Below are 12,242 nucleotides of genomic sequence, written 5' to 3'. Positions count from 1 at the left end.
GGCCCGCACCACCCACGGAGAGACACCGCACCCACCGGCGGACCGGAACCACCCAGCCAAACCCGGCCGCTACTCCACCCGCACCCCCACCTGCGCGGCGAACGCCGGCGCCAGATCCATCAGCTGCGCCGTACTGATCACCGCCCCCGCCAGGCAGTCGATCCCCCGCAGGATGTCCACCTCCGCGGCCCCCCTCAGGTCGACGTCCTTCATCCGGACCCCGCTGAAGTCCGCCCCCTTCAGCACGCAGCCCACGAACTCCACCCGCTCCAGAGCCGCCTGCCCGAAGTCCGGCTCCACCAGCACGCACCCCTCGAAGACGACGTCCTTCAACCGCGCCTTCCGCAGGTTCAGATAGTCGATCTTCCCGCCCCGTACGACGACCCGCTCCAGCACGCTCCCGTGCAGCTGAACGCCCCCCAGCCGCGCGTCCACCACCTCCACGTCCCGCAGCGACGCCTCCACCAGCTCCGTGCCGACCCCCCGCAGCTCCGTCAGCACCGAGTCCACGAACCGCGCCCTGCTGAGCCGCGTCTCGGTCACCCCGCAGCCCGTCATCGCGCAGTCCAGGAACAGCGCTCCCCCGCCGTCCTGCCCCGCGAGATCGAGGTCCCGGAACCCGAACCCGTCGTAATCCCCGTCGGGCTCCAACTCGCCCCCGTCGAACTCCCGCAGCGCGGGCAACCGCACCTCAGGCCGCCGAGCCTTCTTCACCGCTGCCGCATCCCTCTGTCCCATGCCCCCATCGTGCACCCACCCACTGACAACGCCGCCGCACCCCGATGTCACATCCAGGGCACCCCTGTCCGTCGTATCGAGTAGGCCGTACCGAGCAGGCCGTACCGAGTGGGCGCAGCCAGGCGCGGCTGCCCGCGCCCGACCACGACAGGAGCACCCCATGCGCAACAACCCCAAGCACTCCAACCCCACCCCCACCACGCACCTCACCGTCATCGGCGGCGGCTTCGCCGGTCTCACCGCGGCCATCACCGCCGCCGAATCCGGCGCCCGCGTCACCATCCACGAGTCCCACCACACCCTCGGCGGCCGAGCGCGCACCGCCGAAGGCGCGTACCGCACGAACGAAGGCCCGCACGCCCTCTACAACGGCGGGCCCCACTGGACCTGGCTCAAGCAGCGCGACCTCATCGGCCCCCTCGCCTCCCTCCCGCCCATCGAAGGCACCCGCCTGCGCCTCCACCACCAGGGCAGGCTCCGCCGTACCCCACCTCTCGCGATGCTGAAGCTCCTGCGCCGCAGGCCCGAACAGGCGCCGGTGGACGAGGACTTCATGACCTGGGCCACCGCCGAGGTCGGCGAGGAAGGCGCACGCGCCGCCGCGCACTACATCGCCGTGGCGACGTTCCACCACGACCCCGGCTCCCTCTCCGCCAGGTTCGTGCACGAGCGCCTGCGCCGCGCCACGAAGCTGCCCCCGGAGGCGCACTACCCGCGCGGCGGCTGGGGCTCGGTCATCGACCGCATGGCGACCCTCGCCTGGAACCTGGGGGTACGCGTGGAGACGCTGTCCCGCGTCGACAGCCTCGCCTCGCTCCCCGCCACGGGCCCCGTCGTCGTCGCCACCTCCCTCCCCGCGGCCCGCCGGCTCCTCCAGGACGACACCCTCCAGTGGGACAGCGCCCGCACGACCCTCGTCGACGTGGCCCTCACCTCCCGCAGGGTCGACCCGTTCGCCATCTCCGACCTGGACGGGACCGGCTGGATCGAACGGTTCACCACACAGGACCGCACCCTCGCCCCCGCCGGGCAGGAACTGATCCAGGGTCAGATCCCCCTCTCCCCCGACGAGTCCAAGGCGGACGGCGTGGCCCGCGCCGACCACCTGCTCGACCTCGGCTTCCCCGGCTGGCGCGACCGCCTGGTCTGGCGCCGCGACGCCGTGTCCAACGGCCGCACCGGCGCGGTGGACCTGCCCGGCACCACCTGGCGGGACCGCCCGGCGATCGACCGCGGCGACGGCGTCTACCTGGCCGGTGACCAGGTCGCCGCGCCCGGCCTGCTCTCCGAGGTGTCCTTCAACAGCGCGCTGGAGGCGGTGACGCTCGCACTGACCTCCACAAGGCTTGACCTCAAGTCCGCTTGAGGAACCAGGCTGGCGTCCAGGCCCACCACCTCACCGACCCCGAGACCCCGACCCGACACCCAAGCCCACGACCACGACCACGACCAAGCCCACGTCCTCGTCCTCGTCCAGGGAGCACCCCCCATGCACGCCATCCGCCTGCACACCTTCGGCCCGGCCGACCACCTCACGTACGAGGAGACCCCGGACCCGGTCCCGGCCCCCGGCCAGCTCCGCATCGCGGTGACAGCGGCGGGCGTGCACCTCCTGGACACCGCCATCCGCGAGGGAATCAAGGGCCCGCTCCCCGAACTCCCCGAGCTGCCCACGATCCCGGGCCGCGAGGTGGCCGGCACGGTCGAGTCCCTCGGCGAGGGAGTCGACGCGAACTGGCTCGGCAAGCGCGTGGTCGCCCACATCGGCTTCGCCCCCGGGGGCTACGCCGAGCTGGCCGTCACGGAGGCCTCCCGGCTGCACGAGATCCCCGAAGGCCTGGACGACGCGGAGGCCGTGGCCCTGATCGGCACGGGCCGTACGACGATGGGAATCCTTCAGTTCGCCGAGCTGACCCCCGACTCCGTGGCCGTCGTCCCGGCGGCGGCGGGCGGCATCGGCACGCTCCTGGTCCAGTACGCCAAGCACGCGGGCGCCACCGTGATCGGGCTGGCGGGCGGCCCGGAGAAGACGGCCCGCGTCGAGGCGAACGGCGCCGACCTCGCCGTCGACTACACGAACCCGGACTGGCCGGACGAGGCGCACGCCTACCTGGCGAAGCTCGGCGTCCCCGGCGCCACCGTCGTCTTCGACGGCGTGGGCGGGGCGCCCGGCCGGGCCGCCGTGGACCTCCTCGCCCGCGGCGGCGAACACCTCGTCTTCGGCTGGTCGGGCAAGGGCCCGCACGACGGCGAGCCCCTGACCTTCACCGACGAGCAGCTGGCGGCCCGCGGCATCACCCAGACCGGCGTCCTCGGCCCGGTCATGATGCGGAAGGCGGGCGGCGACAACCCGGTCCGCACCCTGGAGCTCGCGGCCCTGGCCGAAGCGGCGAAGGGCCACTTCACCCCGGCGATCCAGCGCTACCCCCTGTCGAAGGCGGCAACAGCCCACGCCGACCTGGAGAGCCGCCGTACGACGGGCAAGGTGGTCCTGATCCCGTAGAACGGCTCAGCGGAAACCCGCTCAGGCCCCGAGTCCCGCCAACGCCTCATCGGTCAGCCGGTACACGGTCCACTCGTCCTGCGGCAGCGCACCGAGCGACTTGTAGAAGTTGATCGACGGCTCGTTCCAGTCGAGCACGGACCACTCGAGGCGCTCGTAACCGCGCTCCACACAGATCCGCGCGAGCTCGGTCAGCAGCGCCTTGCCGTGGCCGCCGCCGCGCGCCTCGGGCCGTACGTACAGGTCCTCCAGGTAGATCCCGTGCACCCCGCGCCACGTGGAGAAGTTCAGGAACCACAGCGAGAACCCGACGACCTCGCTCTTGCCCGACGCGTCCTGCGCCTCCGCGATGTGCGCGAACGCGGCGGGCCGCTCCCCGAAGAGCGCTTCACGCAGCTGCTCCTCGGTGGCCCTCGCTTCGTCGAGGGCTTTCTCGTACTCCGCCAGGTCGCGGACCATGGCGTGGATGAGGGGCACGTCGGCAGGGGTGGCGGCACGAATCATGGCCGCAGGGTACGACGCGGCTCACCGCACCCCCAACAGCAGCCGGGCGACCTCCAGATCCTCCTCGTCCAGCGCCCGCCCGTCCTCGATCTCCCACAGCGCGTTCTGCAGCACCCGCCCCAGCGTCCACGCGCGCGCCCGCTCCCGGTCGAGCCCGAGCACCTCGCTCATCGCGTCGAACCGCCACAGCACGTCGTCCACGTCGAAGCGGTTGTTGAGCGCGGGCCAGAGGTCGAAGCCGGGGTCCCCGGCCAGCGGCTTCGGGTCGATGGCGAGCCACGGCTCGCGCTCGGCCGCCAGGACGTTCTCTAAGTGCAGGTCCCAGTGCAACAGCCGGTCACCGGGCTCGCCCATGACCTCGCGCACCGCGCCCCCGCACCGCTCCACGATCGCGCGCTCGGCCGGGTCGGAGATCGCCTTCAGCGCCTGAGGCAGATCGTCGACCATCTCCGCCGCGATGTCCCCCAGCCCCCGCATCCCCTGCGGCGCGGGCACGGCGGTGAGCCGCGCAAGCAGCTCGGCGATGACGAGCACGGCTTTCCGGGTGTCCTTCATCGTCGACAACATCCGCCCGGAGTCGAGGCGTTCGAGCAGCATCGTGCCCGTGCCGGCGTCGTGGTCCAGCAGCCGCACCGCCCCGTCCCCGTCCCACACGCGCAGCCCGACGGGCTCCCCCTCGGTCTCCTCGTCCAGGAGCTGGAACTTGACCGCGGCGGGAGTGCCGTCGCCCCGCCGCACCACGGGCAGCACGAGCGCGGCCATGCCGTGCATCGGGGGCCCGTCGACCCTCAGGTCCCACCGCTCGACGAACTCCGTCACGCGCGCGGGCAGCGCCGCGATGAAGGCACGGCCCGGCTCCCCCGCGTACTCGTACTGCGACTCGATCAGCCCGTCCGGAATGCGAATGTCGATCACGCCCGCGACGCTACCGGCGTGGGTCAATCACCGCATGGGGATTCTTCGGGCCACGAGGCCCGCGAGGCAGGCTGTCCTGGCCTACATCCGCGGCGCCCCGGGGACGTACACCTGGCTCGCGATCCTCTTCGTCACGACGGTCGCGATGCACCACATGTCACCGGAGTTCGAGCAGGACTTCCTGCGCCAGCGCTCCACGAACATCCACGAGCTGTCCAAGAACCCCGTCCGCGTCCTGATCTCCAGCGCGCTGTGGATCGACGGCGGCACCTGGCTCTCGTACGCCGTGCTCTACACCGTGTTCCACGCCACCGCCGAACGCTGGCTCGGCACGGCGCGCTGGCTCGCGGTGGCCGCGGGCGCGCACGTCATGGCCACGCTCATCAGCGAGGGCGTCCTCGCGCTGGCGATCCACCACGGCGCCGCGCCGCCGTCATCGGTCAACACCCTTGATGTGGGCGTCAGTTACGCCCTCGCGGGCGTGATCGCGGTCCTCACCTACTGGGTCCCCGCCCCCTGGAGATACGCGTATCTCCTCGTCGTCATCGCCGTGTACGGCACTCCACTGATCACCGGCAGGACCTTCACCGACCTGGGCCACTTCACGTCGGTCCTGATCGGCCTCGCCTGCTACCCGCTGACCCGGAGCGCCGTACGCCCGGCACCGGCACGATGGGCGGTCAGGAGATTCAGGAGATCCCGGACGCCTTGAGCTCCTTGGCGAACGTGTCCTGGTCGAACAGCGAGTTGCTGTCCGCCTTCTTGCCGTCGATGACGACGGTCGGCGTGCCCTGCATGCCGTCGTCGGTGAAGGCCTGCATGGCCTCACCGACCCACTTCTTGTACGTGCCCTTGTGCACCGCCTTGTCGAACTCGGCGCCCCGCAGCCCGTCCACCTTGTCGGCGATCTTCAGCAGGAAGGCGGGCGTGTAGGCGTCGTCGGTCTCGACCTCGGCCTGGTTGGCGAAGACCGCGGCGTGGAACTGCGGGAACTTGCCCGCGTCCACCGAGGCGCGCAGCGCGTTCGCCGCGTTGACCGAGCCGCTGCCGCCGAGGTTCTTGTCGAGGAACGAGGCGAGCGTGTACTCGACCTTCACCTTGCCGTCGGCCACCGGCTTCACCAGGGCCTGCGCGCCGGTCTCCTCGAACTTCTTGCAGATCGGGCAGCGCGCGTCCTCGTACAGCTTGACCGTGTGCGCGGCCTTCGGGTCGCCGACGGTGATCACGCCGCCCTTCACCGTGGCGGGCGTCTTCGCGAGCGCGTCGGTGCCGGCCGGCGGCTCCTTCGCCTCGGGGCCACCGGAACCGCCGGTGGCGGCGGACTCCGAGGCCGACCCCTTGTCGTCGCTCCCGCCCGTGAGGTCCTCGGGCCCGCAGGCGGCTGCGCCCCCGGCGAGAAGTGCGGTGGCGGCCACCGCGGCGACGATGCGCCCGGCCTTGCGTACGGCCATCTGAACTGTCCTTTGTCGATCCGGCACGTGACGCTCCGCCACGTGCCGGATCAACGTATCGGAATGCCCTGCCCTGAACCCCTCCCCAAAGCCCCCACCAGCGCAGTAACGTCCCGCGCATGAGCAGCACGATCAACGGCGGCATCTCGTACTGGTACACGGACGACGGCACCCCGGCCCCCCGTGAACCCCTGCCGGGCGACGAGAGTGCCGACGTCTGCATTGTCGGCGGCGGCTACACGGGCCTGTGGACCGCGTACTACCTGAAGAAGGCCGCCCCCTTCCTCCGCATCACCGTCCTGGAACAGAAGTTCTGCGGGTACGGAGCCTCCGGCCGCAACGGCGGCTGGCTCTACAACGGCATCGCGGGCCGCGACCGCTACGCCCGCCTGCACGGCAGGGAGGCCGCGGTCCGCCTCCAGGAGGCGATGAACGAGACCGTCGACGAGGTGATCCGCGCCGCCGCCGACGAGTCGATCGAGGCGGACATCCACCACGGCGGCGTACTCGAAGTGGCGTACACGCCTGCCCAGTTGGCACGCCTGAAGGAGTTCCACGCGACGGAACTCGCGTACGGCGAGAAGGAGCGCACGCTGCACGGCGCCCGGGAGACGGCCGACCGGATCCGCGTCGCGGGCGCCGTCGGCTCCACCTGGACCCCGCACGGCGCGCGCCTGCACCCGGTGAAACTGGTGAAGGGCCTGGCGGCGGCGGTCGAGGCACTGGGCGTGACGATCCACGAATCGACGCCGGTCACGGAGATCAAGCCCAAGCACGCCATCACCCCGTACGGCACGGTCCGCGCCCCCTACATCCTGCGCTGCACGGAGGGCTTCACGGCGTCCCTGAAGGGCCAGCGCCGCACGTGGCTCCCGATGAACTCCTCAATGATCGCGACGGAGCCCCTGTCGCCCACCCAGTGGGAGTCGATCGGCTGGGAGGGCCGCGAGACCCTCGGCGACATGGCGCACGCGTACATGTACGCCCAGCGCACCGCCGACGGCCGCATAGCACTGGGCGGCCGAGGCGTCCCGTACCGCTTCGGCTCGAAGACGGACAACGACGGCCGCACGCAACCGGCCACGATCGAGGCCCTGCGCGAGATCCTCACCCGCTTCTTCCCGCAGCTGGCCGGGGTCGAGGTGGCCCACGCCTGGTCCGGGGTCCTGGGCGTCCCCCGCGACTGGTGCGCCACGGTCACCCTGGACCGCGCGACGGGCCTGGGCTGGGCGGGCGGCTACGTCGGCTCGGGCGTCGCCACCGCCAACCTCGCGGCCCGCACCCTGCGCGACCTGGTCCAGCAGGACTCGGGCCAGGCGGGCCCCACGGACCTCACGACCCTGCCCTGGGTCAACCACAAGGTCCGCAAGTGGGAACCGGAACCGTTCCGCTGGATCGGCGTCCAGGGCATGTACGCGACGTACCGCAACGCGGACCGCCGAGAACTGACCACCCCGACGCCCACGGCCCCCCGCCTGGCCCGCATCGCGGACCGCCTGTCGGGCCGCCACTAGGCAGAAAAAAGAGCCCCCTGTCGGATTCGAACCGACGACCTACGCATTACAAGTGCGTTGCTCTGGCCATCTGAGCTAAGGAGGCATGCACTGACGTGCCCGTGCAGTGTAACCAACACCGCCGGTGCCCCCGTCGAAAATTTCCTCGAAGGTCGCAGCCGCAGGACTACTGACAGAGCGGTCCCCCCCGGGGTACCGTCCGAGCAGTTCACTCAGGTGGACTACACCACTCCCTCTACTCGGATCGTCCGGCACGTTCCTGCCGGTGGAAGGGGCCCTCACCATGGCCACTGTTTCGTTCGACAAGGCGACCCGCATCTACCCGGGTGGCGACAAGCCCGCCGTCGACCAGCTCGAGCTCGACGTAGCGGACGGCGAATTCCTCGTCCTCGTCGGTCCCTCCGGCTGCGGAAAGTCCACCTCCCTGCGCATGCTCGCGGGCCTGGAGGACGTGAACGCCGGCGCCATCCGCATCGGTGAGCGCGACGTCACGCACCTGCCGCCCAAGGACCGGGACATCGCCATGGTGTTCCAGAACTACGCGCTCTACCCGCACATGACCGTCGCCGACAACATGGGCTTCGCCCTGAAGATCGCCGGCGTCAACAAGGCCGAGATCCGCCAGAAGGTCGAGGACGCGGCGAAGATCCTCGACCTCACGGACTACCTGGCCCGCAAGCCCAAGGCGCTCTCCGGCGGTCAGCGCCAGCGTGTCGCCATGGGCCGCGCCATCGTGCGTGAGCCCCAGGTCTTCCTCATGGACGAGCCGCTGTCGAACCTCGACGCCAAGCTGCGTGTCTCCACCCGTACGCAGATCGCGTCCCTCCAGCGGCGCCTGGGCATCACCACCGTGTACGTCACCCACGACCAGGTCGAGGCCATGACCATGGGCGACCGCGTGGCCGTGCTGAAGGACGGTCTGCTCCAGCAGGTCGACTCGCCGCGCAACATGTACGACCGCCCGGCCAACCTCTTCGTCGCGGGCTTCATCGGCTCCCCCGCCATGAACCTCGTCGAGGTCCCGATCACCGACGGCGGCGTGAAGTTCGGCAACTCCGTGGTGCCGGTCAACCGCGAGGCGCTGTCCGCCGCCGCCGACAAGGGCGACCGCACGGTCACCGTCGGCGTCCGTCCGGAGCACTTCGACATCGTCGAGCAGGACGGCTCCACCGCGAAGTCCCTCTCCAAGGAGACCGAGGACGCCCCGGCGGGCCTCGCCGTCTCCGTGAACGTCGTCGAGGAGCTCGGCGCCGACGGCTACGTCTACGGCTCCGCCGAGGTCGGCGGCGAGCACAAGGACCTCGTGGTCCGCGTGAACGGCCGCCGGGTCCCCGAGAAGGGCACCCAGCTGCACGTCGTGCCGCGTCCGGGCGAGATCCACGTGTTCTCGACGTCGACGGGCGAGCGCCTCACCGACTGACGGGCCGCCTCACCAGCACGTGCAGGGCCCCGCACCTCGGTGCGGGGCCCTGCGCGTGCGCCCACGTTGTCGACAAATACCCCGGCAGACCGGTCATTTCGCCGAGGCCCCGTCAACACCGCTCCAGAGAAACCTCATTCTCCGTCGCTCGACCGAGTGACGTAATGTCGCCAAATCATCACCGACCGCTACGCTCACTCGCGTGACGCACTCCGCCAACTACACCCAGAAGCCGCGCCGAGCCCACCGAGGCCCCGCCCGACGCATCGGCCGCACGCTCGCCCTCGTCCTGCCCGTGATGCTGGTGCTCTCCGGGACCCTCGCGGTCACCAGCGTCAACTGGTCCGGGAACTCCTCGGATTCGATGCTCACCGCGTCCTCCGGCGACCTCTCCAAGCCGGCCAAGTCGCGCGCCCCGCAGGACCTCCTGCGCGACCGGCTGCTCCTTGAGCTCCAGGAGAGGAACCCGGGCCTCGCGCTCACCCACCTCCAGCAGGAGGTGAACCGCCACCCGTCGCTCGCCCGGCACTGCGTCTCCATCGCCCGTGCCCTCGGCCGCGCGGCCGTCCAGAAGTACGGCCCGACCCGTGCCCAGTCGTATGCGCGCCCGGTCTGCGACACGTCCTTCGCGACGGGCGTCGCCGCCCACCAGAACGGCTGATCGGGCCGGCACGTAGGGTTTCCGGCATGACCGGCGACCCTCACGCTCACAGGCCCACGCAGGCCGTCGTCCTGGCCGGTGGCCAGGGCTCGCGCCTCCGTCCGTACACCGATGACCGGCCCAAGCCGATGGTCGAGATCCCTGGCACAGGGACCCCGATCATCGGCCATCAGCTTTCCTGGCTGGCGGCCGAGGGCGTGACGGACGCGGTCGTCTCCTGCGGCCATCTCGCCGAAGTGCTCCAGGAGTGGCTGGAGTCGGCCGATCTCCCCCTGAACGTCACCACGGTGGTCGAGAACGAGCCCCTGGGCCGCGGCGGCGGCCTCAAGTACGCCGCCCGCCACCTCCCGCACGCGGACCGCCCCTGGTACGCGACCAACGGCGACATCTGGACCCGCTTCTCGCTGCGCGACATGGCGGCCTTCCACGCCGAGCGCGACGCCACCGCGACCCTCGCCCTGGCCCGCCCCCGCATCCCGTGGGGCGCCGTCGAGACGGACGCGTTCGGCCACATCACGGACTTCATCGAGTCCCCGCCGTCCCCGTACCTGATCAACGCGGGCGTGTACGTCTTCTCCGCCTCCTTCGCCGCACTCCTGCCGGACCGCGGCGACCACGAGCGCACCACGTTCCCGCGCCTGGCACGCGAGAAGAGCCTGGCGGGCTTCCCGCTGCCGCAGGGCGCCTACTGGCGGGCGATCGACACCGCCAAGGATCTGACGGAAGCGGCCAAGGAGCTCGCGGCTCAGACCGGTTGAGCCGCCCCCCTCCACGCGCGGTTGAGCCGCCCCCTCCACGCGCATCTCCACGCGCGTCTCCACGTACGCCGACGGGGCCCCGCACAGTCTCTGTGCGGGGCCCCGTCGGCGTACGGGTCACGGTCCTGCTCAGCCGCCGCCGAGCAGCCCGCCCACGAGCCGGTCGTTGCCGCCGCCGCCCGTGCTGCCGCCGTTCGTGCCGCTCTCGGGCGCGCCGCCGCCGCTGCCGCCGCTGGACGTGGGTCCCGCGGCCGCCGACGACGGAGGCTGCTGGGGCGACGACTGCTGGGGCGGTGCCTGCCCGGTGGTGCCCTGCGTCTGGCTGGGCTGCCCCTGGCCGGTGCCGGTGCCCGCGGTGGCGCTCTCGGGGGCCGCGCCCGGAGTGGTCGCCGCCGCGCCGCCGCCCTGCGTGGGGCTCGCGCTGCTGCCCTGCGTCGGCGCTTCGGAGGCCGTGGGCCCCTGCGACGCCTGACCCTGCCGCTGCCGCTGCTTTCCGGGCTCCTCCGGGAGCGGTGAGCCCGGCAGTTCGTTGCGCGGGGCCTCGCCGGGTCCCGGCACGGTCACGCGGTCGGCGTCGCGCACCGCGCCGCCGAGCATCGAACCGATCAGCAGCGTGAGGCCGACGACGAGCGAGCCGATGAGCGCACCGCGCCGCAGCACACGGCGCCGCAGCTCCCAGATGTCCACGCGCGGCCCGAGCGTGCGCCAGGCCTCGCCCGCGAGGCGTCCGTCGACGGAGTAGACGGGCGCGCCCGCGATGATCAGCGGCGACCATGCGGCCAGATAGATGATGTCCGGCGCGTCGTAGGCGGGGACGGTCTTCCAGCTGACGGTGACGATGAGCGCGGCGGACAGGAGCACGCCGATGCTGGCCGCGACCCGCTGCCAGAGCCCGAGCACCGTGAGCACACCCACGATGATCTGCAGGAAGGCGATGCAGAGCCCGGCGCCCACCGGGTGCGAGAGGGCGAAGTCGCGCAGCGGCTCGGCCAGCGCCCAGGGGTGCAGCGAGTTGAGCCACTTGACCATGGAGCCGCGGTCGCCGCCGTCGAAGTACACGGGGTCGCAGAGCTTGCCCATGCCGGCGTAGATGGAGATGAACCCGAGGAAGACGCGCAGCGGGAGCAGCACGACGCCGAGGTTCATCCGGCGACCGGGGTAGTAGGCGTGCCGCACGGGATCGGCCCCGTGCCGTCTGACGACCTGGCGACCGTCGTCATCGTCGTCGTCGAAGTCGTCGTCCCCATAGGGGAGCCGCTCGTCGAGGTCGCTCTCCGGCATGGGCATGCGCGGAATCAGCCGGGTCCCGGGATCGGGGTGGCGAGGACCGATGACGGCAGGCGTGGCCTGCGTACTCTCGAGATCGTCCTCGTCGTCGATGCGCGGAATGACCTGCGTGGCACCTCCGTCGTCGTAGGAGGTGCCCCCGAGTTCGGCCGAATGGCGCACGCCGGTGCCGCGCACCGCCTGCAGCAGTCCGGTGGCTCCGGGGTCGCCCGGCTCGGACTTCCCGCTCCAGACGACGGGTGAGCGGCGCCGCGCGGCCGAGCCGACTGCGGGGATGCGCACGGTGTCATCGGCATTGCTCAAGTGCCGTGCGATACGCGGGGATTGGGTCCGCTGCGCGGTGGGGAGCTGCACGCGGAAGCTCGCGTGATTCACGATGACCTGCGCCGGGTCGCTCGGCACCTTCACCATGCTCAGCGCGGGAGCTTCGTCGAACCCTGACGAGCTTCCCCCCGTGGGATTGCGGGGCGTTCTGGTGTCCACACTCATCT

Annotated in this window: 12 protein-coding genes and 1 tRNA gene; 7 read left to right on the top strand and 6 right to left on the bottom strand. The window is 71.5% G+C overall.

What is annotated here, in order from left to right; all coding sequences use genetic code 11:
* Positions 1-69: 69 nt before the first annotated feature.
* Positions 70-738 carry a pentapeptide repeat-containing protein gene (locus ACIGXX_RS10350; RefSeq protein ID WP_351168514.1) on the bottom strand — a complete coding sequence of 223 codons (669 nt, stop codon included), beginning with the start codon at positions 736-738 and terminating at the stop codon, positions 70-72.
* A 160-nt stretch (positions 739-898) separates the two neighbouring features.
* Between ACIGXX_RS10350 and ACIGXX_RS10345 the strand changes: the two genes are divergently transcribed.
* Positions 899-2,104 carry an NAD(P)-binding protein gene (locus ACIGXX_RS10345; protein WP_399974556.1) on the top strand — a complete coding sequence of 402 codons (1,206 nt, stop codon included), beginning with the start codon at positions 899-901 and terminating at the stop codon, positions 2,102-2,104.
* A gap of 123 nt (positions 2,105-2,227) precedes the next feature.
* Positions 2,228-3,241, top strand: coding sequence for a zinc-binding dehydrogenase (locus ACIGXX_RS10340; protein WP_366462476.1), 1,014 nt, complete (start codon positions 2,228-2,230; stop codon positions 3,239-3,241).
* Between the two features lie 21 nt (positions 3,242-3,262).
* Here the strand turns inward: ACIGXX_RS10340 and ACIGXX_RS10335 are convergent, their stop codons facing one another.
* The gene (locus tag ACIGXX_RS10335; protein WP_351168509.1) at positions 3,263-3,745 is read right to left on the bottom strand and encodes a GNAT family N-acetyltransferase; all 483 of its coding nucleotides are present in this window, start codon (positions 3,743-3,745) and stop codon (positions 3,263-3,265) included.
* A 21-nt stretch (positions 3,746-3,766) separates the two neighbouring features.
* The gene (locus ACIGXX_RS10330) at positions 3,767-4,660 is read right to left on the bottom strand and encodes an aminoglycoside phosphotransferase family protein (RefSeq protein ID WP_351168507.1); all 894 of its coding nucleotides are present in this window, start codon (positions 4,658-4,660) and stop codon (positions 3,767-3,769) included.
* 34 nt (positions 4,661-4,694) lie between these two features.
* Between ACIGXX_RS10330 and ACIGXX_RS10325 the strand changes: the two genes are divergently transcribed.
* Positions 4,695-5,372 (top strand): rhomboid-like protein, encoded by a 678-nt coding sequence (locus ACIGXX_RS10325; protein WP_361467186.1) that lies wholly within the window; start codon positions 4,695-4,697, stop codon positions 5,370-5,372.
* On the opposite strand, the gene ACIGXX_RS10320 is transcribed toward ACIGXX_RS10325, so the two are convergent.
* Complete coding sequence (locus tag ACIGXX_RS10320; protein ID WP_361467189.1) at positions 5,350-6,111, bottom strand: thioredoxin domain-containing protein; 762 nt, start codon at positions 6,109-6,111, stop codon at positions 5,350-5,352. The two genes, ACIGXX_RS10325 and ACIGXX_RS10320, sit on opposite strands and share 23 nt — an antisense overlap.
* A gap of 119 nt (positions 6,112-6,230) precedes the next feature.
* On the opposite strand from ACIGXX_RS10320, the gene ACIGXX_RS10315 reads away from it, so the two are divergent.
* A complete protein-coding gene (locus tag ACIGXX_RS10315) occupies positions 6,231-7,625 on the top strand; it encodes an NAD(P)/FAD-dependent oxidoreductase (protein ID WP_399974550.1) in 1,395 nt (464 codons plus the stop codon).
* A gap of 11 nt (positions 7,626-7,636) precedes the next feature.
* On the opposite strand, the gene ACIGXX_RS10310 is transcribed toward ACIGXX_RS10315, so the two are convergent.
* Positions 7,637-7,710 (bottom strand) — tRNA-Thr (locus tag ACIGXX_RS10310).
* A gap of 198 nt (positions 7,711-7,908) precedes the next feature.
* On the opposite strand from ACIGXX_RS10310, the gene ACIGXX_RS10305 reads away from it, so the two are divergent.
* From ACIGXX_RS10305 to ACIGXX_RS10295, 3 genes are all read left to right on the top strand, one after another.
* The gene (locus tag ACIGXX_RS10305) at positions 7,909-9,045 is read left to right on the top strand and encodes a sn-glycerol-3-phosphate ABC transporter ATP-binding protein UgpC (RefSeq protein WP_351168499.1); all 1,137 of its coding nucleotides are present in this window, start codon (positions 7,909-7,911) and stop codon (positions 9,043-9,045) included.
* 202 nt (positions 9,046-9,247) lie between these two features.
* Positions 9,248-9,706, top strand: coding sequence for a hypothetical protein (locus ACIGXX_RS10300; RefSeq protein ID WP_351168497.1), 459 nt, complete (start codon positions 9,248-9,250; stop codon positions 9,704-9,706).
* 26 nt (positions 9,707-9,732) lie between these two features.
* The gene (locus ACIGXX_RS10295; protein WP_351168495.1) at positions 9,733-10,464 is read left to right on the top strand and encodes a nucleotidyltransferase family protein; all 732 of its coding nucleotides are present in this window, start codon (positions 9,733-9,735) and stop codon (positions 10,462-10,464) included.
* A 129-nt stretch (positions 10,465-10,593) separates the two neighbouring features.
* On the opposite strand, the gene ACIGXX_RS10290 is transcribed toward ACIGXX_RS10295, so the two are convergent.
* Complete coding sequence (locus tag ACIGXX_RS10290) at positions 10,594-12,240, bottom strand: DoxX family protein (RefSeq protein WP_351168493.1); 1,647 nt, start codon at positions 12,238-12,240, stop codon at positions 10,594-10,596.
* Between the last annotated feature and the right edge of the window lie 2 nt (positions 12,241-12,242).

The sequence above is a fragment of the Streptomyces sp. NPDC055243 genome (genome assembly GCF_044544025.1).
Lineage (GTDB): Bacteria > Actinomycetota > Actinomycetes > Streptomycetales > Streptomycetaceae > Streptomyces.
The sequence above is the reverse complement of the archived record's forward strand: the minus strand, read 5'-3'. Positions and strand labels throughout refer to the sequence as shown.

Excerpts from the sequence above, each read along its gene's own strand:
- ACIGXX_RS10350 (WP_351168514.1), bottom strand. The coding sequence starts at position 738 with ATGGGACAGAGGGATGCGGCAGCGGTGAAGAAGGCTCGGCGGCCTGAG.
- ACIGXX_RS10345 (WP_399974556.1), top strand. The coding sequence starts at position 899 with ATGCGCAACAACCCCAAGCACTCCAACCCCACCCCCACCACGCACCTC.
- ACIGXX_RS10340 (WP_366462476.1), top strand. The coding sequence starts at position 2,228 with ATGCACGCCATCCGCCTGCACACCTTCGGCCCGGCCGACCACCTCACG.
- ACIGXX_RS10335 (WP_351168509.1), bottom strand. The coding sequence starts at position 3,745 with ATGATTCGTGCCGCCACCCCTGCCGACGTGCCCCTCATCCACGCCATG.
- ACIGXX_RS10325 (WP_361467186.1), top strand. The coding sequence starts at position 4,695 with ATGGGGATTCTTCGGGCCACGAGGCCCGCGAGGCAGGCTGTCCTGGCC.
- ACIGXX_RS10320 (WP_361467189.1), bottom strand. The coding sequence starts at position 6,111 with ATGGCCGTACGCAAGGCCGGGCGCATCGTCGCCGCGGTGGCCGCCACC.
- ACIGXX_RS10315 (WP_399974550.1), top strand. The coding sequence starts at position 6,231 with ATGAGCAGCACGATCAACGGCGGCATCTCGTACTGGTACACGGACGAC.
- ACIGXX_RS10305 (WP_351168499.1), top strand. The coding sequence starts at position 7,909 with ATGGCCACTGTTTCGTTCGACAAGGCGACCCGCATCTACCCGGGTGGC.
- ACIGXX_RS10295 (WP_351168495.1), top strand. The coding sequence starts at position 9,733 with ATGACCGGCGACCCTCACGCTCACAGGCCCACGCAGGCCGTCGTCCTG.
- ACIGXX_RS10290 (WP_351168493.1), bottom strand. The coding sequence starts at position 12,240 with ATGAGTGTGGACACCAGAACGCCCCGCAATCCCACGGGGGGAAGCTCG.